At 66.8% G+C, this 20397-nt stretch carries 19 protein-coding genes; 7 read left to right on the forward strand and 12 right to left on the reverse strand.

Annotated elements, in window-relative coordinates; translation table 11 throughout:
- Positions 1–4 precede the first annotated feature (4 nt).
- From rapZ to kdsD, 10 genes are all read right to left on the reverse strand, one after another.
- A complete protein-coding gene (gene rapZ / locus ABIC51_RS23080) occupies positions 5–913 on the reverse strand; it encodes an RNase adapter RapZ (protein WP_021162602.1) in 909 nt (302 codons plus the stop codon).
- Positions 914–988: 75 nt separating this feature from the next.
- Entirely contained in the window at positions 989–1957 is a 969-nt protein-coding gene (gene hprK, locus ABIC51_RS23085; protein ID WP_011353227.1) for an HPr(Ser) kinase/phosphatase, read from the reverse strand.
- 131 nt (positions 1958–2088) lie between these two features.
- Complete coding sequence (locus ABIC51_RS23090) at positions 2089–2628, reverse strand: PTS sugar transporter subunit IIA (protein WP_034195946.1); 540 nt, start codon at positions 2626–2628, stop codon at positions 2089–2091.
- Positions 2629–2796: 168 nt separating this feature from the next.
- Complete coding sequence (gene hpf / locus ABIC51_RS23095; RefSeq protein ID WP_006477786.1) at positions 2797–3156, reverse strand: ribosome hibernation-promoting factor, HPF/YfiA family; 360 nt, start codon at positions 3154–3156, stop codon at positions 2797–2799.
- 158 nt (positions 3157–3314) lie between these two features.
- Positions 3315–4820, reverse strand: a complete 1506-nt coding sequence (locus tag ABIC51_RS23100) for an RNA polymerase factor sigma-54 (RefSeq protein ID WP_027789104.1) — start codon at positions 4818–4820, stop codon at positions 3315–3317.
- A gap of 171 nt (positions 4821–4991) precedes the next feature.
- Entirely contained in the window at positions 4992–5768 is a 777-nt protein-coding gene (gene lptB / locus ABIC51_RS23105; protein ID WP_021162599.1) for an LPS export ABC transporter ATP-binding protein, read from the reverse strand.
- On the reverse strand, positions 5765–6430 hold the full coding sequence (lptA, locus tag ABIC51_RS23110) for a lipopolysaccharide transport periplasmic protein LptA (protein ID WP_021162598.1): 666 nt from the start codon (positions 6428–6430) through the stop codon (positions 5765–5767). Before lptA ends, lptB begins: the two co-directional genes overlap by 4 nt.
- Positions 6431–6450: 20 nt before the next feature.
- Positions 6451–7065, reverse strand: coding sequence for an LPS export ABC transporter periplasmic protein LptC (gene lptC, locus ABIC51_RS23115; RefSeq protein WP_027789105.1), 615 nt, complete (start codon positions 7063–7065; stop codon positions 6451–6453).
- Between the two features lie 3 nt (positions 7066–7068).
- Positions 7069–7605 carry a KdsC family phosphatase gene (locus ABIC51_RS23120; RefSeq protein ID WP_021162596.1) on the reverse strand — a complete coding sequence of 179 codons (537 nt, stop codon included), beginning with the start codon at positions 7603–7605 and terminating at the stop codon, positions 7069–7071.
- Positions 7605–8588 carry an arabinose 5-phosphate isomerase KdsD gene (gene kdsD, locus ABIC51_RS23125; RefSeq protein WP_027789106.1) on the reverse strand — a complete coding sequence of 328 codons (984 nt, stop codon included), beginning with the start codon at positions 8586–8588 and terminating at the stop codon, positions 7605–7607. Before kdsD ends, ABIC51_RS23120 begins: the two co-directional genes overlap by 1 nt.
- 126 nt (positions 8589–8714) lie before the next feature.
- On the opposite strand from kdsD, the gene ABIC51_RS23130 reads away from it, so the two are divergent.
- The 5 genes from ABIC51_RS23130 to purU all read left to right on the forward strand — a co-directional run bounded on the left by ABIC51_RS23130 (position 8715) and on the right by purU (position 13856).
- Complete coding sequence (locus ABIC51_RS23130) at positions 8715–10721, forward strand: monovalent cation:proton antiporter family protein (RefSeq protein WP_027789107.1); 2007 nt, start codon at positions 8715–8717, stop codon at positions 10719–10721.
- A gap of 82 nt (positions 10722–10803) precedes the next feature.
- Positions 10804–11370, forward strand: a complete 567-nt coding sequence (locus ABIC51_RS23135; protein WP_011353218.1) for an adenine phosphoribosyltransferase — start codon at positions 10804–10806, stop codon at positions 11368–11370.
- 41 nt (positions 11371–11411) lie between these two features.
- Positions 11412–12026 (forward strand): LysE family translocator, encoded by a 615-nt coding sequence (locus tag ABIC51_RS23140; protein WP_021162592.1) that lies wholly within the window; start codon positions 11412–11414, stop codon positions 12024–12026.
- A gap of 5 nt (positions 12027–12031) precedes the next feature.
- The gene (locus ABIC51_RS23145; protein ID WP_027789108.1) at positions 12032–12898 is read left to right on the forward strand and encodes an NUDIX hydrolase; all 867 of its coding nucleotides are present in this window, start codon (positions 12032–12034) and stop codon (positions 12896–12898) included.
- A gap of 73 nt (positions 12899–12971) precedes the next feature.
- Positions 12972–13856 (forward strand): formyltetrahydrofolate deformylase, encoded by an 885-nt coding sequence (purU, locus tag ABIC51_RS23150; protein WP_021162590.1) that lies wholly within the window; start codon positions 12972–12974, stop codon positions 13854–13856.
- Between the two features lie 85 nt (positions 13857–13941).
- On the opposite strand, the gene ABIC51_RS23155 is transcribed toward purU, so the two are convergent.
- A complete protein-coding gene (locus tag ABIC51_RS23155; RefSeq protein WP_027789110.1) occupies positions 13942–15027 on the reverse strand; it encodes an AI-2E family transporter in 1086 nt (361 codons plus the stop codon).
- Between the two features lie 253 nt (positions 15028–15280).
- Positions 15281–18166, reverse strand: coding sequence for an excinuclease ABC subunit UvrA (uvrA, locus tag ABIC51_RS23160; protein WP_354006644.1), 2886 nt, complete (start codon positions 18164–18166; stop codon positions 15281–15283).
- Between the two features lie 264 nt (positions 18167–18430).
- Between uvrA and ABIC51_RS23165 the strand changes: the two genes are divergently transcribed.
- Together ABIC51_RS23165 and ABIC51_RS23170 are read left to right on the forward strand one after the other, a co-directional pair.
- A complete protein-coding gene (locus ABIC51_RS23165) occupies positions 18431–19618 on the forward strand; it encodes an MFS transporter (RefSeq protein ID WP_175898162.1) in 1188 nt (395 codons plus the stop codon).
- Positions 19619–19719: 101 nt separating this feature from the next.
- Complete coding sequence (locus ABIC51_RS23170; protein WP_021162583.1) at positions 19720–20277, forward strand: single-stranded DNA-binding protein; 558 nt, start codon at positions 19720–19722, stop codon at positions 20275–20277.
- The last annotated feature ends 120 nt before the right edge of the window (positions 20278–20397 follow it).

The raw sequence follows: 20397 nt of genomic DNA on the forward strand, positions 1-20397 counted from the left end.
GTCGCTAGGGTCGGTCGACCTCGGAGACGAGCCGCGACGACGCGTCGACATCCACTGGCGCGTCACGATGCCGCACGATCACGTTCGCCTCGCGCGCAAGGCGCGCGGCAAGCGTTTCCGCGATGAACACCGAACGATGCTGCCCGCCCGTGCAGCCGATGGCGACGGTCAGGTAGCTGCGGTTGTCATCGCGGAAGTGCGGCAGCCATTTCATCAGGAACGCATGGATGTCGTCGATCATCTGGTGGACGATCGGCAGTGCGTCGAGAAAGGCGATGACCGGTTGGTCGAGCCCGGTGAGCGGGCGCAACTCGTGGTCGTAGTACGGGTTCGGCAGCGCGCGCACGTCGAACATCAGGTCGGCGTCGAGCGGCACGCCGCGCTTGAAACCGAACGATTCGAACATCACCATCAGGTCGTTGTTCTTCTGCTCGATGAAGCGCTTGACCCACGTACGCAGCGCGTTCGCGCGCAGCGTGCTCGTGTCGATCTGGTGGCCGAATTCGGCGAGCGGCGCGACGAGGTGGCGTTCGCGTTCGATCGCTTCCTCGAGCGATGACAGCAGGCCGACGTCCGCATCATGCGACAGCGAGCCGGACAGCGGATGACGGCGGCGCGTTTCGGAGAAGCGCTGGATCAGCGACTGGGTGCTCGCGTTGAGGAACAGCACGCGGACGTCGTGCTCGCGCGACAGCTCGCGAATCAGGCCGGGCATTTCGTCGAGCGATGCGCTCGAGCGCGCGTCGATCGCGACCGCGAGCCGGTGCTGGCCATCCTCCGCGAGGTAGCGGGCAAGTTCGGGGAGCACGTGCGGCGGCAGGTTGTCGACGCAGTAATAGCCTGCGTCTTCGAGCGCGTTCAGCGCGACGGACTTGCCTGAGCCGGAGATGCCGGTGATGAGGACGATGCGCATGGGAAGCAGAGAATCCTGACGTTTCATCATAGCACCGGCTCGACGCGTCGGCGTTGCGTGGCCGGCGCGTGCGGGTTACACCAGTTTGCCGGGGAATTGACTGTCGGGATCTTGCATCGCGAGTCGTTGCCGATCCATGAAATCGCGCAACGTGTCGATTCCGCGCAACTGCAGGATCGTGTTCCGGACGGCCGCCTCGACGAGCACCGCGAGGTTGCGGCCGGCTGCAACCTGGATCGTGACCTTGCTGATCGGCAAGCCGAGCACGTCGACGGTCTGGCTTTCGAGCGGCAGGCGCTGGAATTCGCCGTCGGGGCGCCGCACGAGCTGGACGATCAGCTTCAACTTCATTTTCCGCCGCACGGCGGTTTCACCGAAGATCGTCTTGATGTCGAGCAGGCCGAGGCCGCGCACTTCGAGCAGGTTCTGCAGCAGCGGCGGGCAGCGCCCTTCGACGAAATCGGGGCCAAGTCGGACGAAATCGACCGCGTCGTCGGCGACGAGGCCGTGGCCGCGGCTGATCAGCTCGAGGCCGAGTTCGCTCTTGCCGAGGCCCGAATCGCCGGTCAGCAGCACGCCCATCCCGAGGATGTCGATGAACACGCCGTGCAGCGTCGCGCGCGGCGCGAGGATCCGCGACATGTAGAGCCGCAGGCTGTCGATCACCGCGGCGGCCGACATCGGCGTCGTGAACAGCGGGGTCGACGAGCGCGTACAGCGCAGCACGAGTTCGGGGGGGGCGGCGGCGCCGCCCGCGACGACGAGGAACGGCGGTTCGAGGGCGATCAGCTCGGCCATGTGGCGCGAGCGGTCTTCGTCGGTCTGCCGCTGGTAGTAGTCGATTTCGGCTTCGCCGAGCACCTGGATCCGGTTCGGGTGGATCAGGTTCAGGTGGCCGACGAGGTCGGCGCTCGAGGTTGCATTGCCGACGGTGTCGGCCGAAAAGCCGCGTTCCCAGCCTTCATGCCCCGTCAGCCAGCTCAGTTTCAGCGTGGCCGCGTTGTCGTCGAAGATGCTCTGGGCGTTGATGCTGGACGTATCCATGACTGCTCCGTCACTCCAATGGGCCGGTGCATGCGCGCGGCGACGGACGTCGCCATGCCGGGCCGGCGCCGGGCGGCCCTGGACGGCGGCGTGCGCCGCCTCGTACGGGAAAATAATCCGCCCGGATCAACTCAAGGTTGCCACTGAGTGAGCAGGCGATGCAACTCGGCGATGTCCGTTTCGTTGTGCAGACGCTCGCGCGCGTCGCGATCGGACAGCAGTTGCGCGATTTCCGACAGGATCTCGAGGTGTTGCTGGGTGGCTTGCTCGGGCACGAGCAGGAAGATCAGGAGGCCGACCGGCTGGCCGTCGGGGGCTTCGAACGGGATCGCATCGGCGAGCCGGACGAACGCGGCGAGCGGGTGCTTGAGACCCTTGATGCGCCCGTGCGGAATCGCGACGCCTTCGCCGAGCCCGGTCGAGCCGAGGCGCTCGCGCGCGAACAGGTTGTCCGTGACGGTGCTGCGGGCGATGCCGTTCTGATTCTCGAACATCAGCCCGGCTTGTTCGAACACGCGTTTCTTGCTGGTGACTGAGAGGTCGATGACGACGTTCTCTATGGGCAGGATTTTGGCTAGGCGATTCATGTTGGCAGGCGATTGGGCGGCCTGGGGTCTCCTTGCGGCGGCAGACTGATCATCCATGTTCGGCGATATCAAGGCGTTCTGCATCGGCAATCTGCAAGGCAGCTACCGCATCCAGCGCCCCCCGGCGATAACCGGAACATTATAGAGCACAGCTGCGTGCGTGGCGCAGCGTGGACGGACCGGTTGCACCACCGCGAGGAGTCGCAAAAAAAACGCCCGGCGAGCCGGGCGACGTGTGTGTTGCGGTGAAGGTTACTGCGGCGGCAGTTCGATCTGGTCGATCGACGGTTGAAGCTTGATCGGGTCGTGCGCGTGCGTTTGCAGGCGCTCCATGTGCTTGACGACCTGACGGTCCAGCTTGTCGATCAGCAGGTCGATCGCCGCATACAGGTTACCGTTCGCGCTTTCGACGAAGATGTCCTTGCCCTTCAGGTGCAGATTGATTTCCGCGCGCTGCTGCTTGTCCTTTTCCTTGTGATTGTCGACCGAGAGGATCACAGTGCCATCGATCACCTGATCGCTATGCCGTAGCACCCGGTCCAGCTTGGTGATCACGTATTCGCGAATTGCAGGCGTGACTTCGAGATGATGTCCACTGATCTTCAGGTTCATAGTGCTTCTCCAAGCGAGTGACCACCCGGCCGCATCGAGGCGGCGCTCCGGTCGACTTGCCCGTGCCGCACGAGGCGGCGTATCGCGGACAGGTCGCCCGGCCTGTTCCCCGTGTGCGCGGTGGCCGGAACACGCCTGCCGCCGGGCAGGCAGCAGGCTTAAAGAGACTTGCGCAGATTCACTGCCGGGATCTTGAGGGCTTCGCGATACTTCGCAACCGTGCGGCGCGCGACCACGAACCCCTGTTCTGCCAGCAGCTCGGCAATGCGGCTGTCCGAAAGTGGCGATTTTGGGTCTTCAGCTCCTATCAGTTGCTTGATGAGGGCTCGGATGGCGGTCGACGAGGCGGCGCCACCGGTGTCGGTCGAGACGTGAGATCCGAAGAAGTACTTAAATTCAAGCGTCCCGAACGGGGTCAGCATGTACTTCCCGGTTGTCACACGGCTGACAGTCGACTCGTGTAGGCCCAGCGTATCAGCTATTTCCCGCAAAACCAAGGGGCGCATGGCAATTTCACCGTGCGCAAAGAAGTTCTTTTGACGCTCGACAATCGCCTGCGCGACACGCAGGATCGTGTCGAATCGCTGCTGGATGTTCTTGATCAGCCAGCGTGCTTCCTGGAGCTGCTGCTTGAGCGAGCCGGCCGACGGATCGCCGCGGCTGTTGCGCAGGATGTTCGCGTAGAGGTTGTTGATCCGCAGGCGCGGCACGACCTCCGGATTGAGCTCCGCGAGCCATCCCTGGCCGGCCTTCTTCACGATGATGTCGGGCACGACGTAGTCGGCCTCGGCCTTGCCGTATGCGGCGCCGGGGAACGGCTCCAGCGAGCGGATCAGCGTGTGCGCGTCGCGCAGCGCGTCGTCGCTCGCCTTCAGGTGCTTGCGCAGCCGCGTGAAGTCGCGGGCGGCGAGCAGTTCGAGATGCTGCGACACGATCTCGAGTGCGAGCGTGCGTGTCGGGGACGGATCGAGGCGCAGCAACTGCAGCTTCAGGCATTCGGATGCCGAGCGGGCGCCGACCCCGGCCGGGTCGAAGCTGTGCAGCAGCGCGAGCGCCGCGTTCAGTTCGTCGCAGTCGATTTCCAGCTCGGGCGGCAGGTCGGCGAGCACTTCGTCGAGCGTGGCGGTCAGGTAGCCGTCGTCGTCGAGCGATTCGATCAGGAACATCACGAGCGCGCGATCGCGCGGGCCGGCCTGCGTGACGCGCAACTGTGCGGACAGGTGGTCGCGCAGCGACGTCGCCGCTTCCTGCACCTGCAGCGGCGGGAGGTCGTCGTCGTCGGACGCGCCGCTCGCGCGGCCGAATTCGTCGAGATTCCACTGCGGGCCGTCGTTGCCGTCGCCGGACGCGTAACCGTCGTATTCGTCCGCGCCGGCCGGTTCGTCGCGCTCGGCGCGCTCGCTCGACGAACTGCTGCTGTTTGTCGCAGCGGGCTCGGTGTTCTGGGCGGGAGGCGTCTGCGCGATCAACGATCCGTCCGCTGCGACACGCAGCGGGCTCGCTATCCATTCGTCGTCGTTCTCGAGCAGCGGGTTCTGCGCGACGGCCATCGCGACTTCCTGCTGCAATTCGAGCGTCGACAACTGCAGGAGCCGGATCGACTGCTGTAGCTGGGGCGTCAGCGCCAGATGTTGCGACAGGCGGAGTTGAAGGCTGGCTTTCATGGCAAGGAGGGAGTCATACCGGCAGTTTGCCACGACCCAGGCGCGTTGAGCCATCCGCGATTACGCGCGGCGCGCCGCCCGGCCGCGGGCACGGCCGCGGGCGTGGTTGCAAAGCAGGACGCGGCCCCGCGCGGCGATGCCGGGCGGGGTGCAGCCAGCCACGAAGGGGAGTTACATCCGGAAGTGTTCGCCGAGGTACACGCGGCGCACGCTTTCGTTTTCGATGATTTCGCTCGGCGCACCGGCGGCGAGCACCGAACCGTCGCTGATGATGTATGCGTGGTCGCAGATGCCGAGCGTTTCGCGGACGTTGTGATCGGTAATCAGCACGCCGATGTTGCGCTGCTTCAGGAACTTGACGATCTTCTGGATCTCGAGCACCGCGATCGGGTCGACGCCGGCGAACGGTTCGTCGAGCAGGATGAAGTTCGGGTTGGTCGCGAGCGCGCGCGCGATTTCGACCCGGCGCCGCTCGCCGCCCGACAGCGACAGCGCGGGGTTCTCGCGCAGGTGGCCGATCTGCAGCTCGTCGAGCAGCGCTTCGGTGCGCGACGCGATCGCGTCCTTCGACAGCCGCTTGCCGTCTTCGCCGTGCTGCAACTCGAGCACCGCGCGGATGTTTTCCTCGACGGTCAGCTTGCGGAACACCGACGCTTCCTGCGGCAGGTACGACAGGCCGAGCGATGCGCGCTTGTGGATCGGCAGCAGGCTGATCGAACTGCCGTTCAGCGAGATCTCGCCCGCGTCGAGCGGCACGAGGCCGACGATCATGTAGAACGACGTGGTCTTGCCGGCACCGTTCGGGCCGAGCAGGCCGACGACTTCGCCGCTCTTCACGTCGAGCGACACGTCCTTGACGACCGTGCGCGAGCCGTAGCGCTTCTTCAGGTTGCGGACCACGAGCGAGCTCGTGGTGCCGGCCGGCTGGCGGTTCGGTAGTGCGTTCATTGGCCCGGCGCCCCCTGGATCGTGGTCGACGGCGACAGCTTCGCCGGCGCGCCGTTCAGCGGCGCGGGGCCGCCGTTCTTCGGCGACAGCATCGCGCGCACGCGGCCGTTCGGGTTGCCCGGCGCGGCGACGTCCTTGCCGCCCTTCGCGGTGTAGAAGTCGCGCTGGCCGTCGTACGTGATCACGCTGCCGTGCACGGTATCGGCGACGGTCGACGTGCCCTGCAGGCGGCGCACGGTCGCGGCGGTGGTCAGCGTGGTCAGATCCTGCTTGCCGTCGTAGTCGATGCGCTCGGCGTCGCCGTCGATGTACTCGTCGAGGCCTTCGCGCTTCTGGCGGAACGTCGCGTGCTTCTTGCCGCTGCCGAACGAGGTGGCGTACTGATAGCCTTCCGGGTCCTGGCGCACTTCGACGCGATCGCCCTTGATGATGATCGTGCCCTTCGTGATCACGACGTTGCCGGTCGCGACCGTGACCTGCTTCAGGTCGTCATAGGTCAGGTTGTCGGCCTCGACGTTGATCGGCTTGTTCTGGTCGGCCTTCTCGGCATGGGCGAGCGGCGCCAGCCCGGCCAGCGGGAGCGCCACGAGCGCCGCGGCAAGCGCGGCGCGGACGGCGCGCGCAGCGCCGCCGGAATTCTGTCGAGGGAACGGTTCGTTCATGCAGTCACGTGAGGGATGCGTCACTTGGGTTGACCTTTCGAGCCGCCGGACGTGTCCGCCGCGGCGATCGTGCCGCGCACGTTGCCGTAAAGCTCGATGACCCGGGTGACGTTGTTGTACTTCATGCCGTCGGTCGCGTTGACGAGCGACAGGCCGCGCTGAAGTTTAACCGGCTTTTCGGTCTGGATCACATCGTCATTGACGAAGATCCGGAAATGCTGGGAATCGGCCTGCATCTGCGGATCGCCGCCGCCGGCCGCGCGCAGGATGCGCGCGTCGTCGTACAAGTCGACGATCGACACGTCGCCGTTGACGATGCCGCGCTTCGCGGTGGTCGTCACGACCGGCTTGCCGGGCTGGAACGCGCGCATGGCCGGATCGGTCAGGTCGCTGTTTTCGGTGTCTTCGTAGTGGATCAGCTTCGCGGCCGTCAGCCGGTACTGGGTCGTGCCGGACTGGTCGAGCTCGGTGACCGAGAAGTTGTCCGCGAAATAGTCGGGCGTATGGCGCTTCGGCTGCGCGGTGCCCTCGCCGGGCGGCGGCAGCGTGGCCTGCAGCAGCCACCAGGTGATGCCCGCGAGCGCGGCGACCGCGACGAGCGGCAGCAGCTGGGTCCAGCGGAAATGCGTGTTCATCCGTCAGGCTCCGCAGGCGGCCGCGAGCAGCGCGTCGTAGCGGCGCTGCGCGCGCAGGATCGCGTCGCAGACTTCGCGTACGGCGCCGTGGCCGCCGCGGGCCTCGGCCACCCAGTGCGCGCGGGCGATCACCTCGGGGTGCGCATTCGCGGGGGCAGTCGCGAAGCCGCAGCGCAGCATCACGGGCAGGTCGGGCCAGTCGTCGCCCATGTAGCCGCATTGGTCGGCGGCGAGGCCGAGCGATGCGATGAGATCGGCGAACACGGCAAGCTTGTTCTCGACGCCCTGGAACAGGTGCGCGATCTTCATTTCCTTCGCGCGTGCCGCGACGATTTCCGAGCGGCGGCCCGTGATGATCGCGGTTGCGATGCCGGCTTCGCCGAGCAGCTTCACGCCGTGGCCATCGAGGGAATTGAACGACTTCATCGTGTCGCCGGCCGCCGTAAACAGCAGGCCGCCGTCGGTCAGCACGCCGTCGACGTCGAAAATCATCAGCTTCACGCGGCTCGCGCGTTCGGCCGCAGTCAGCGCTGCGCTCATCAGATCACCTTCTTCGAAAACAGGTCGTGCATGTTCAGCGCGCCGATCAGCACGCCGTCGGCATCGACCACCAGCATCTGGTTGATCCGGTGGCGCTCCATCAGTTCCACGGCCTCGACCGCCAGGTGATCCGGTGCGATCGTGCGCGGGTCGCGCGTCATCACGTCGGTGATCGACAACGTGCGGAAGTCGCCGTCGCGCGCGAGCACGCGGCGCAGGTCGCCGTCGGTGAAGATGCCGGCGACCTTGCCGTCGGCGTCGACCACGGCGGTCATGCCGAGGCGCTTCGCGGTGATCTGGAACAGCGCGTCCGACAGCGTCGCGTCGAGCCCGACGGACGGGACGTCGTCACCCGAGCGCATCACGTCGCGCACGTAGGTGAGCAGGCGCCGGCCGAGCGCGCCGCCCGGGTGCGAGCGCGCGAAATCTTCCGAACCGAAGCCGCGCGCGTCGAGCACCGCAACGGCGAGCGCGTCGCCGAGCGCGAGCGCGGCGGTCGTGCTCGCGGTGGGCGCGAGGTTCAGCGGGCAGGCCTCTTTCGAGACCGCGGCGTTCAGGTTCACGTCGGCGAGCGTGCCGAGGCTCGATCCCGCGCGGCCCGTGATCGCGATCAGTTTCGCGCCGATCCGCTTCACGAGCGGCAGGATCGCGACGAGTTCTTCCGATTCGCCGGAATAGGAGATGCCGATGAAGACGTCGTCGGAGGTGACCATCCCGAGGTCGCCGTGGCTGGCCTCGGCGGGGTGGACGAAGAAGGCCGGCGTGCCGGTGCTGGCCAGCGTGGCCGCGATCTTGCGGGCGATATGCCCCGATTTGCCGATCCCGGACACCACCACGCGGCCGCGGCAGCCGAGCAGCAGCGCGACGGCCTGGACGAAGCCGCCGTCGAGCTGGTCGCGCAGCGCGCGCACGGCGTCCGCCTCGATGTCGAGCACGTCGCGGGCGAGCGCGAGCGCCCGATCATCATTGATTTTCGCTATCATGCGCGGAGTATAGCAAAGGCGTTTGTTCGCCGCGCCGGGCCTTCGGACTCGTCCGATGTCGCCTGTCCACCGCCACCCTGCCGCGCCCGCTTTCCCGTGGCCCCGACGAACGAGGACGCTTTGCCCGTGATTTCCCCGCTCGAAATGACGCTCCTGCTGCTGCTGGCATCGGTGGTGGGCGTCGTCGTATTCCGCTCGCTGAACCTGCCGCCGATGCTCGGCTACCTGACCGTCGGCATCCTGGTCGGCCCGCACGCCTTCGGCATCGCGGCCGACCTCGAGCGCGCGGAGCATCTCGCGGAATTCGGCGTGGTGTTCCTGATGTTTTCGATCGGCCTCGAGTTCTCGCTGGCGAAGCTGAGGGCGATGCAGCGGCTCGTGTTCGGGCTCGGACTGCTGCAGGTCGTCGCGACACTCGTGCTCGCGCTCGTGCTCGGCATGCTGTTCGAGCACTGGGTACACATCACGTGGCAGGGCAGCATCGCGCTCGGCGGCGCGCTCGCGATGTCGTCGACGGCGATCGTGTCGAAAATGCTCGCCGAGCGGCTCGAGATCGAGACCGAACACGGCCGCAACATCTTCGGCGTGCTGCTGTTCCAGGATCTCGCGGTGGTGCCGCTGCTGATCGTGATCGCCGCGTTCGGCGCCGAATCGTCGAAGGACCTCGCGCTCACGCTCGGCTTCGCGGCCGTCAAGATCGTGATCGCGCTCACGCTGCTGCTGGTCATCGGCCAGCGCTTCATGACGCGCTGGCTCAACGTCGTCGCGCGGCGCCGCTCACAGGAGCTGTTCGTGCTGAACCTGCTGCTCGTCACGCTCGGCGCCGCGTTCATCACCGACCGCTTCGGCCTGTCGCTCGCGCTCGGCGCGTTCATCGCGGGGATGCTCATTTCCGAGACGCCGTTCCGCCATCAGGTGGAAGAGGACATCAAGCCGTTCCGCGACGTGCTGCTCGGCCTGTTCTTCGTGACGACGGGGATGCTGCTCGATCCGCGCGTGATCTGGGAGCACCCGTTCCTCGTGCTCGGTTTCTTCGTCGGGCAGATCCTGTTCAAGGGGACGATGATCGCCGGGCTCGCACGGCTGTTCGGGGCGACGCCGGGTGTCGCGATGCGCACCGGCATCGGGCTCGCGCAGGCCGGGGAATTCGGCTTCGTGCTGCTGAACCTGATCCTCGACCGGCATCTCGTCGATTCGACGCTGCTGCAGGCGATCCTCGCGTCGATGCTGCTGTCGATGCTCGCCGCACCGTTCCTGATCCAGAACGCCGACCGGATCGTGATGCGGCTTTCGTCTACGGAATGGATGCAGCAGTCGCTGCAGATGACGCGGATCGCGACGCAAAGCCTCAAGCAGCGCGGCCACGTGATCATTTGCGGCTATGGCCGCGCGGGCCAGAACCTGGCGCGGATGCTCGAACAGGAAGGCATTTCGTACGTCGCGCTCGACCTCGACCCCGATCGCGTGAGCGCGGCCGCGACGGCCGGCGAATCGGTCGTGTTCGGCGACGCGGCGCGCCGCGAGTCGCTGCTCGCGGCCGGTATCCATCGCGCGGCGGCGGTGGCGATCACCTATGCGAACACGCCGTCCGCGCTGCGCGTGCTTCACCACGTACACGAACTCGAGCCGACGCTGCCCGCGATCGTGCGCACCGTCGACGATGCCGATCTCGAGAAGCTGCTCGCGGCCGGCGCGACCGAGGTGATTCCGGAGATCGTCGAGGGGAGCCTGATGCTCGCGTCGCACACGCTGGTGCTGGTGGGCGTGCCGATGCGCAAGGTCGTGCGGCGCGTCGAGGAAATGCGCGACGAGCGCTACAGCCTGCTGCGCGGCTATTTCCGCGGCGCGGACGATGCGGACGACGACGACCACGAGCAGGTGCGGCTACAATCGGTGCCGGTCGATGCGCGCGCGGACGCGGTCGGGCGTTCGCTGGAAGAACTCGGGCTGTATGTACTCGGGCTCGAAGTCACGGCGATCCGCCGGCACGGCATCCGCGGCGTCGAACCCGATCCGCAGACCAAGCTGCGCGCGAGCGACATCGTCGTGCTGCGCGGGCTGCCCGAGGCACTCGCGCTCGCGGAGGAGCGGCTGTCGCGCCATCGGCGCGATCCGCCGGCCGCGGCAGCCTGAGCCGCGCACGGATTGATAACCTGACCCGTATTTATTCGAAACGGTGCCCGATCTTCGCGCACCGTTTTTTTCGGAGAGTTTCATGCCGCATTCGTCGTCGGGCGCACCGCTCGATCCGGTCGCCTTCATCCACAGCCAGATCCGCACGGTGCCCGACTGGCCGCAGCCGGGCGTGATGTTCCGCGACATTACGACGCTGCTGCAGAGCCCGAAGGCGTTGCGCATCCTCGTCGACCTGTTCGTCGAGCGTTATGTCGATGCGAAGCTCGACTACGTCGCGGGCCTCGACGCGCGCGGCTTCATCATCGCGCCGATCGTCGCGTACGAGCTGAGCGTCGGCTTCGTGCCGATCCGCAAGGTCGGCAAGCTGCCGTACAAGACGCGCTCGGAATCGTACGACCTCGAATACGGCAGCGCGACGGTCGAGATCCATGAAGACGCGTGCCGCCCCGGCGACCGCGTGATCATCATGGACGACCTGATCGCGACCGGCGGCACGATGATGGCGGGGCGCAACCTGCTGCAGCGGCTCGGCGCGGAGGTCGTCGAAGGCGCGGCGATCATCGACCTGCCCGATCTCGGCGGCTCGGCGCTGCTGCGCAACGCGGGATTGCCGGTTTATACCGTCACCGAATTCGCCGGCCACTGAGCGCCGGCACGCCTGATTCCACGTCACACAGCGAGGTCTCGATGCCCAACTTCATGCTGTTTCTCGCCACGTCGATCGCGATTACGTTCGCGCCGGGTCCCGACAACCTGCAGGTGCTCGCACGCGGCATCTCGCAGGGCCGCGCGGCCGGTTTCGTCGCCGCGCTCGGCTTCACCGCCGGGATCCTGTTCCACACGACGCTCGCGGCGCTCGGCGTCGCGGCCGTGCTGCGTTCGTCGCCGGTCGCGTTCGAGATCCTGAAGCTCGCGGGCGCCGCGTACCTCGTGTGGATCGGCATCAAGGCGCTGCGCAGCCAGGGCCTCGCGAACGCGCACGAGCGCCCGCCGCAGCCGCTCGGCACGATCTTCCGGCAGAGCGTGATCGGCAACCTGATGAACCCGAAGGTCACGCTGTTCTTCGTCGTGTTCCTGCCGCAGTTCGTCGATCCGCACGGCGGGCAGGGCGTGACGCTGCAGATGTTCGAACTCGGCGCGCTGTTCATGCTGCAGACGGCCGTGGTTTTCTCGCTGTTCGGCGTCGGCGCGGGCATGATCGGCGCGTGGCTGAAGCGCCGCCCGAAGGCTGGCGTCTGGCTCGACCGGATCGCCGGCGCGACGTTCATCGCGATCGGCATCCGCGTGGCGCTGAAGGACTGACGACGATGACGTTTCCGTGCATTGCGGCCGCGCGCCGTTTCGATCCGGCCGCGCACCTGCGTTTCGAGATGGCCGGCCAGGCGGTCGGCTGGGTGCGCCGCCAGGATGTCGCGATGCTCGCCCGCTGGCCCGACGTGTTCGAGCTGACCGACGAGCGCGTCGTGCTGGCGGCGCGCTATGACTCGGTCGACGCACGCAGCATGGCGCTGGCGAGCGCCATCGGCGCGCTCGCGGCCGACGGCGCGATTCCCGGCTGGCGCGACGAGATCTACGCGATCCGCAACCGCTTCGACGATCCGCCGCTCGCGTACATCGAGCGCGCCGCGTCGCGCTTCTTCGGCACGCAGACTTACGCGGTGCATCTGAACGGCATCGTAGAATATGCGGTTGCGCCGGGCGAGCCGCCCGCCGCGGCCGTCCCGCAGATGTGGCTCGGCCGCCGCAGCGAGACCAAGGCAACCGACCCCGGCATGCTCGACAACGTCGTCGCGGGCGGGATCGGCTGGGGCCTGGGCGTTCACGAGACGCTCGCGAAGGAATGCTGGGAAGAAGCCGGCATTCCCGCCGAACTGGCCGCGCGCGCGATCGCGGGCCGCGCGGTGCAGGTGCTGTGCTCGCTGCCGGAAGGCACGCAGTCCGAACTGATCTTCGTGTACGACCTGCCGCTGCCGCGCGACTTCGCGCCGCGCAACCAGGACGGCGAAGTGGCCGAGCACCTGCTGGCCGGCGTGCCCGAGGTGATCGGCTGGCTGCGCGCCGGCCGCGCGACGATGGATGCGAGCCTCGCGACGCTCGACACGCTGCTGCGCCACCGCTGGATCCCGGCGGCCGACGCGGCGGGCATCGACGCCCTGTTCGCACCGGCCGCGTGACGCGTGCCGCGCACGCAGTCCGGCGGCGCGAACGGGCAATTTGACGAATACGGAAACGAAGGGAGTAGCGGTCATGCCGACCGATCACAGCTTTATCTTGAAACTGTCGTGCCCGGACCGGCACGGCATCGTCCATGCGGTCTCGGGCTTCCTGTTCGAGCGCAGCAACAACATCCTCGATTCGGCGCAGTTCGGCGACAGCCGCACCAGCGAGTTCTTCATGCGCGTGCACTTCGAGCAGGACGGCGGCGGCGCGGATGCCGCGACGGCGCTCGACACGCTTCGCAAGGAATTCGCGCCCCTCGCCGAGCAGTTTTCGATGCGCTGGGAACTGCATGACGCGGCCGTGAAGCCGCGCGTCGTGATCATGGTGTCGAAGATCGGCCACTGCCTGAACGACCTGCTGTTCCGCTATCGCACCGGCCAGCTGCCGATCGAGATCCCGGCGATCGTGTCGAACCACAAGGAGTTCTACCAGCTCGCCGCGAGCTACAACATCCCGTTCCATCACTTTCCGCTGATCGGCGGCTCGTCCGATGCCGCGAAGGCCGCGCAGGAAGCGCGCGTGCTGGAAGTGATCGACGAGCACCAGGCCGATCTCGTCGTGCTCGCGCGCTACATGCAGATCCTGTCGCCGAACATGTGCGAACAGCTCGCCGGGCGCGCGATCAACATCCACCATTCGTTCCTGCCGAGCTTCAAGGGGGCGAAGCCTTATTACCAGGCGTTCGATCGCGGCGTGAAGCTGATCGGCGCGACCGCGCACTACGTGACGACCGATCTCGACGAAGGCCCGATCATCGAGCAGGAAGTCGAGCGGGTCGACCACAGCATGACGCCCGACCAGCTGACCGCGATCGGCCGCGACGTCGAGTGCGTGACGCTCGCGCGCGCGGTGAAGTGGCACGTCGAGCACCGGATCGTGCTGAACGGGACGAAGACGGTCGTGTTCCGCTGATTCGCCGGCGCAGGCCCGGACAAGTAAAAACGCCGCACCCTTTACGGGGTGCGGCGTTTTTTGTTGCTCGAGCGCGCAGGCTGCTTCAGATCAGCCGCAGCAGGTACAACTCGCGCTTCAGGTACGCGTAGAAGATCGGCGCGGCGATCACGCCGGGCAGCCCGAACGCGGCTTCCATGATCAGCATCGCGAGCAGCAGCTCCCACGCGCGCGACTCGATCTGGCCGCCGATGATCTTCGCGTTCAGGAAGTATTCGAGCTTGTGGATGACCACGAGGAACGCAAGCGACGCGATCGCGGTGCCCATGCTGACCGACAGCGACACGGCGACGATCAGCGTGTTCGAGATCAGGTTGCCGATCACGGGCAGCAGGCCGACGATGAACGTGACGAGCACGAGCGTTTTCGACAGCGGCAGCCGCTGGTGGAAGATCGGCAGCGCGACGAGCAGGTAGATGCCGGTGAACACCGCGTTGATCGCCGAGATCTTGATCTGCGCGAACACGATCCGGCGGAATGCGTCGGCGAAGCGCGACACGCGCGTGACGAGCGCGGTGGACAGCGGCCGGCGCACCTTGCCGTGCTCGACGCCGATCGCGATCATCGCGCCGATGATCATCCCGAACAGCACGTGGCCGAAGCCGCGCGCGACGCTCTTGCCGCTTTGCTGAAGCTGGTCCATGTGCGAGTGCATCAGCACGGCGGCCTTCGTCTTCATCTGCTCGACGTCGACGGGCAGCAGGTTCGCGATCCAGGCCGGCGTGCGCGCGCGGGTCTGCTCGACGATCTGCATCAGCTGGTCGAGCAGGCTCTGCAGGTTCGGCACCGTGCGTTCGAAGTGTTCGATGATGCCGATCGTCAGGCCCGTCAGCGCGCCGACGATCGCGATGGCCAGCAGCACGACGGCGACCCAGCGCGCGCGCATGCTCGTGGTGTGACGTTCGATCACGGGGGCGATCGTGTGGATCAGCTGGTAGACGAGCAGGCCGGCCAGCAGCCCGCCGAGCAACTTGAGCTCGATCACGAGCCACATCGCGAGGATCGCAACCGCATAGCTGCCGATCTCGAGTGCCGACAGCTTCGGCAGGCTGAAGTCGCTCGTCAGCCGCACGCTGCGCAGGTGCGGTTCGCGATTCTGCGTATCGCGAGACGAGTCTGGTTGCTTCTCCATCGTGGATTCCTGTCGTTCGTGTGTCATGCCGCGGAATGCGCGGCAGAGCCGTGTTCGCCCGGCGCCGCACCGGATTGGTGCGTACGGCGAACCTTACGACCGTAAAGTATAGCCGCCATTATGGGCCGCAACGGGGCCGTTTGGCGCATGGTGTAAACGCAGAAGGGAAAACGAGAGGAGGCCGGTTGCGCGGTGCGCGCAGGCGCGCGCGGCCGGGCGGCCGCGCGCGGGAGGGACAGGGCGGCGCGAAGCGTCAGCCCGCCGCGACCTTGCGGGTCGGGCGCTTGAGCAGCGGCGCGAGGTACTTGCCGGTAAAGCTCGCTTTCGTCTTCGCGACTTGCTCGGGCGTGCCCTGCGCGATGATCTGGCCGCCGCCGGCGCCGCCTTCGGGGCCGAGGTCGATCACCCGGTCGGCCGTCTTGATCACGTCGAGGTTGTGCTCGATGATCACGACCGTGTTGCCCTGGTCGCGCAGCCGGTGGATCACTTCCAGCAGCAGCGCGATGTCGTGGAAGTGCAGGCCGGTGGTCGGCTCGTCGAGGATGTACAGCGTGCGGCCGGTGTCGCGCTTGGAGAGTTCGAGCGACAGCTTCACGCGCTGCGCCTCGCCGCCCGACAGCGTCGTGGCCGACTGGCCGAGGCGGATGTAGCCGAGGCCGACGTCGAGCAGCGTCTTCAGCTTGCGCGCAATGACCGGCACCGCATTGAAGAACGCATACGCGTGCTCGACGGTCATGTCGAGCACTTCGCTGATGTTCTTGCCCTTGTACTGCACTTCGAGCGTTTCGCGGTTGTAGCGCTTGCCGTGGCACACGTCGCACGGCACGTAGACGTCCGGCAGGAAGTGCATCTCGACCTTCAGCACGCCGTCGCCCTGGCACGACTCGCAGCGGCCGCCCTTCACGTTGAACGAGAAGCGGCCCGGATCGTAGCCGCGTTCCTTCGAGGTCGGCACGCCCGAGAACAGCTCGCGGATCGGCGTGAACAGGCCCGTATAGGTGGCCGGGTTCGAGCGCGGCGTGCGGCCGATCGGCGACTGGTCGACGTTGATCACCTTGTCGAAGTGCTCGAGGCCCTCGATCGCCTCGTGCGGCGCCGGTTCGGCCGACGAGCCGTACAGGTGGCGCGCGACCGCGTGATACAGCGTGTCGTTGATCAGCGTCGACTTGCCGGAGCCCGACACGCCGGTGATGCAGGTCAGCAGGCCGACCGGCAGCTCGAGATCGACGTGCTTCAGGTTGTTGCCGTGCGCGTCGACGATGCGCAGCATCCGCTCGGGATCGGGCGCGAGCCGCTCGTCCGGGTACTCGATCGTGCGCTTGCCGACCAGGTACTGGCCGGTGAGCGACTGCGGATTCGACTGCACCTGCTTCGGCGTGCCTTCGGCCACGATCACGCCGCCGTGCTCGCCGGCGCCCGGGCCCATGTCGACGACGTAGTCGGCCGTGCGGATCATGTCCTCGTCGTGCTCGACGACGATCACCGAGTTGCCGAGGTCGCGCAGGTGCTTGAGCGTCGCGATCAGGCGGTCGTTGTCGCGCTGGTGCAGGCCGATCGACGGCTCGTCGAGCACGTACATCACGCCCGTCAGGCCCGAGCCGATCTGCGACGCGAGCCGGATGCGCTGCGCCTCGCCGCCCGACAGGGTCTCGGCGCTGCGCTCGAGCGACAGGTAGTCGAGGCCGACGTTGTTCAGGAACGTCAGGCGCGCGACGATTTCCTTGATCACCTTGTCGGCGATCTCGCGCTTCGCGCCTTCGAGCGTCAGCCCGTCGAAATAGCCGAGCGCGTCGCGCAGCGGCCAGCCGCTGATTTCATAGATGCCGCGCGCGTGGTCGCCGGTGCCGATGCGCACGTGGCGCGCCTCGCGGCGCAGGCGCGTGCCTTCGCACGACGGGCACGGCTGGTTGTTCTGGTACTTCGACAGCTCTTCGCGCACCGCGACCGAGTCGGTCTCGCGGTAGCGGCGCTCGAGGTTCGGGATGATCCCTTCGAACACGTGCTCGCGGATCGTCGTGCGGCCGCGCTCGTTGATGTACGAGAACGGGATCGTCTGCTTGCCCGAGCCGAACAGCAGCACCTTCCGGATCTTTTCCGGCAGGTCCTCGAACGCGGCGTCGATGTCGAATTCGTAGAACGCCGCGAGGCTCTGCAGCATCTGGAAGTAGAACTGGTTGCGGCGGTCCCAGCCCTTCACGGCACCGGCCGCGAGCGACAGCGACGGGTGCGCGACGACCCGCTTCGGGTCGAAGAACGTGATCTGGCCGAGGCCGTCGCATTCCGGGCACGCGCCCATCGGGTTGTTGAACGAGAACAGGCGCGGCTCGAGCTCCTGCAGCGAGTACGAGCAGATCGGGCACGCGAACTTCGAGCTGAACAGGTGCTCGTGGTCGGTATCCATTTCCAGCGCGATCGCACGGCCGTCGGCGAGGCGCAGCGCCGTCTCGAACGATTCGGCGAGGCGCTGCTTCATGTCCGGGCGCACTTTGAGACGATCGACGACGACGTCGATCGTGTGCTTGTCGTTCTTCTTCAGCTTCGGCAGCGACTCGACCTCGTAGATCTTTGCGACGCCTTCGTTCGCGGCGCCGCCGCCCGAGCGCACGCGAAAGCGCACGAAACCCTGCGCCTGCATGTCCTCGAACAGCTCCGCGTGCTCGCCCTTGCGGTTCGCGATGACGGGCGCGAGGATCATCAGCTTGGTGTCCTCGGGCAGCGCGAGCGCCGCGTCGACCATCTGCGACACGCTCTGCGCTTCCAGCGGGATGTCGTGATCGGGGCAGTACGGCGTACCGACACGTGCGTACAAAAGTCGCAGGTAGTCGTGGATTTCCGTGACCGTGCCGACGGTCGAACGCGGGTTGTGGGACGTCGCCTTCTGCTCGATCGAGATCGCGGGCGACAGACCCTCGATCAGGTCGACGTCGGGTTTCTCCATCAGCTGCAGGAACTGGCGGGCATACGCGGACAGGCTTTCGACGTAGCGGCGCTGGCCCTCGGCATAAAGGGTGTCGAACGCGAGCGACGACTTGCCCGACCCGGACAACCCGGTAATCACGATCAGCTTGTGGCGCGGCAGGTCGAGATTGACGTTTTTCAGGTTGTGGGTGCGTGCCCCACGGATACGGATCTGTTCCATGAACCTGGCGAAAATGGAGGGAACCAAACCTGCTACTATAACGGCTTTTCGAGGCCGTCGTTTGGGGCCCCCGGCCTTGGCCGCAGGTGGCAGCAAGGCGGCGCCTGCGCCGGGAAAGCGGCCGCGCCGCGCGGTTCCGGGTGGCCCGCGGGCTGCCTGAATCCTGCCCCGACGTGTCGCCCGCCAAGCCTCCCGGGCCGCTGGTCCTGATCTTCCGCCGCCCGGTGTCGGGCGGTCATCCCGATCATTCGAAATACATTCCCGATGTCCAATCCGTCTGCCACGTCTTCCCGCATGACTGCGCCCGAATTGCGCGCGACCACGTCGCTCGCGGCGATCTTCGCGCTGCGCATGCTCGGCCTGTTCATGATCATGCCGGTGTTCTCGGTCTACGCGAAAACCATCCCGGGCGGCGACAACGTGCTGCTCGTCGGCATCGCGCTCGGGGCCTACGGCGTCACGCAGTCGCTGTTCTACATCTTCTACGGCTGGGCGTCGGACAAGTTCGGCCGCAAGCCGGTGATCGCCACGGGCCTCGTGATCTTCGCGATCGGCAGCTTCGTCGCCGCGTTCGCGCACGACATCACGTGGATCATCGTCGGCCGCGTGATCCAGGGGATGGGCGCGGTCTCGTCCGCGGTGCTCGCGTTCATCGCCGACCTGACCTCCGAGCAGAACCGCACGAAGGCGATGGCGATGGTCGGCGGCTCGATCGGCGTGTCGTTCGCGGTCGCGATCGTCGGTGCGCCGATCGTGTTCCACTGGGTCGGGATGAGCGGGCTGTTCGTGATCGTCGGCGTACTGTCGATCCTCGCGATCGGCGTCGTGCTGTGGATCGTGCCCGACGCGGCGAAGCCCGTGCACGTGCCCGCGCCGTTCGCCGAGGTGCTGCACAACGTCGAACTGCTGCGCCTCAACTTCGGCGTGCTGGTGCTGCACGCGACGCAGACGGCGCTGTTCCTCGTCGTGCCGCGCCTGCTCGTCGACGGCGGCCTGCCGGTCGCCGCGCACTGGAAGGTTTACCTGCCGGTGATGGGGCTCGCGTTCGTGATGATGGTTCCGGCGATCATCGTCGCGGAAAAACGGGGCAAGATGAAGCCGGTGCTGCTCGGCGGCATTCTGGCTATCCTGATCGGTCAATTGCTGCTGGGCAGCGCGCCGCATACCATCCTGATTGTGGCGGCGATTCTGTTCATCTACTTTCTCGGTTTCAACATCCTGGAAGCGTCGCAGCCGTCGCTCGTGTCGAAGCTCGCGCCCGGTTCGCGCAAGGGTGCGGCCACGGGTGTCTACAACACCACGCAGTCGATCGGGCTCGCGCTCGGCGGCATCGTGGGCGGCTGGCTGCTGAAGCACGGGGGCGCCAACACGGTGTTCTACACGTGCTCGGGGCTCGTTGCCGCGTGGCTTATAATCGCGGCCAGCATGAAAGCGCCGCCGCGCAAGGCCTGAACTTACTTCGGGCAGGCACCGGCGGCGTTCGCCGGCTTGCCCGGCGGGCCGCACCGGCAGCGTGAGCGGGCGGCCCGGCATCGAATTTACTGGAGAAACACATGGCATCCGTCAACAAGGTCATCCTCGTCGGCAATCTCGGCGCCGATCCTGAAGTCCGTTACCTGCCGAGCGGCGACGCGGTTGCGAACATCCGTCTCGCGACGACCGACCGCTACAAGGACAAGGCAAGCGGCGATTTCAAGGAAATGACCGAGTGGCATCGCGTCGCGTTCTTCGGCCGTCTGGCGGAAATCGTCAGCGAATACCTGAAGAAGGGTTCGTCGGTCTATATCGAAGGCCGCATCCGCACGCGCAAGTGGCAAGGCCAGGACGGCCAGGATCGTTACTCGACCGAAATCGTCGCCGACCAGATGCAGATGCTCGGCGGCCGCGGCGGTGCGGGCGGCGGCGGTGGCGGCGGTGACGAAGGCGGTTACGGCGGCGGCTACGGTGGTGGTGGCGGCGGTGGTCGCGGCGAACAGATGGAACGCGGCGGTGGCGGCGGCGGTCGTGCCGGCGGCGCGGCGCGTGGCGGTGCTGGCGGCGGCGCGCAAAGCCGTCCGAGCGCACCGGCAGGTGGCGGCTTCGACGAAATGGACGACGATATCCCGTTCTGATCGGCACGCCGGTATCCTGCGTCACGATGGGCCCGAATGCCCGAGTCAAGCCGGTTGCTTGGCCCGGGTCTTCGGGCCTTCTTTCGTTTACGTCGATGTTCCTTGCACGCCAGGCAAATC

The sequence above is a fragment of the Burkholderia sp. 572 genome, from assembly GCF_040545135.1.
Lineage (GTDB): Bacteria > Pseudomonadota > Gammaproteobacteria > Burkholderiales > Burkholderiaceae > Burkholderia > Burkholderia cepacia.

Bases quoted from the DNA above. Each gene is read 5' to 3' on its own strand.
- uvrA (WP_354006644.1), bottom strand. From the start codon at position 18,166: ATGGAACAGATCCGTATCCGTGGGGCACGCACCCACAACCTGAAAAAC.
- hprK (WP_011353227.1), bottom strand. From the start codon at position 1,957: ATGGATACGTCCAGCATCAACGCCCAGAGCATCTTCGACGACAACGCG.
- ABIC51_RS23145 (WP_027789108.1), top strand. From the start codon at position 12,032: ATGACGTTTCCGTGCATTGCGGCCGCGCGCCGTTTCGATCCGGCCGCG.
- ABIC51_RS23135 (WP_011353218.1), top strand. From the start codon at position 10,804: ATGCCGCATTCGTCGTCGGGCGCACCGCTCGATCCGGTCGCCTTCATC.
- ABIC51_RS23120 (WP_021162596.1), bottom strand. From the start codon at position 7,605: ATGAGCGCAGCGCTGACTGCGGCCGAACGCGCGAGCCGCGTGAAGCTG.
- ABIC51_RS23170 (WP_021162583.1), top strand. From the start codon at position 19,720: ATGGCATCCGTCAACAAGGTCATCCTCGTCGGCAATCTCGGCGCCGAT.
- lptA (WP_021162598.1), bottom strand. From the start codon at position 6,430: ATGAACGAACCGTTCCCTCGACAGAATTCCGGCGGCGCTGCGCGCGCC.
- purU (WP_021162590.1), top strand. From the start codon at position 12,972: ATGCCGACCGATCACAGCTTTATCTTGAAACTGTCGTGCCCGGACCGG.
- rapZ (WP_021162602.1), bottom strand. From the start codon at position 913: ATGCGCATCGTCCTCATCACCGGCATCTCCGGCTCAGGCAAGTCCGTC.
- ABIC51_RS23100 (WP_027789104.1), bottom strand. From the start codon at position 4,820: ATGAAAGCCAGCCTTCAACTCCGCCTGTCGCAACATCTGGCGCTGACG.
- ABIC51_RS23140 (WP_021162592.1), top strand. From the start codon at position 11,412: ATGCCCAACTTCATGCTGTTTCTCGCCACGTCGATCGCGATTACGTTC.
- ABIC51_RS23090 (WP_034195946.1), bottom strand. From the start codon at position 2,628: ATGCAGAACGCCTTGATATCGCCGAACATGGATGATCAGTCTGCCGCC.
- kdsD (WP_027789106.1), bottom strand. From the start codon at position 8,588: ATGATAGCGAAAATCAATGATGATCGGGCGCTCGCGCTCGCCCGCGAC.
- lptC (WP_027789105.1), bottom strand. From the start codon at position 7,065: ATGAACACGCATTTCCGCTGGACCCAGCTGCTGCCGCTCGTCGCGGTC.
- hpf (WP_006477786.1), bottom strand. From the start codon at position 3,156: ATGAACCTGAAGATCAGTGGACATCATCTCGAAGTCACGCCTGCAATT.
- ABIC51_RS23155 (WP_027789110.1), bottom strand. From the start codon at position 15,027: ATGGAGAAGCAACCAGACTCGTCTCGCGATACGCAGAATCGCGAACCG.
- ABIC51_RS23165 (WP_175898162.1), top strand. From the start codon at position 18,431: ATGTCCAATCCGTCTGCCACGTCTTCCCGCATGACTGCGCCCGAATTG.
- lptB (WP_021162599.1), bottom strand. From the start codon at position 5,768: ATGAACGCACTACCGAACCGCCAGCCGGCCGGCACCACGAGCTCGCTC.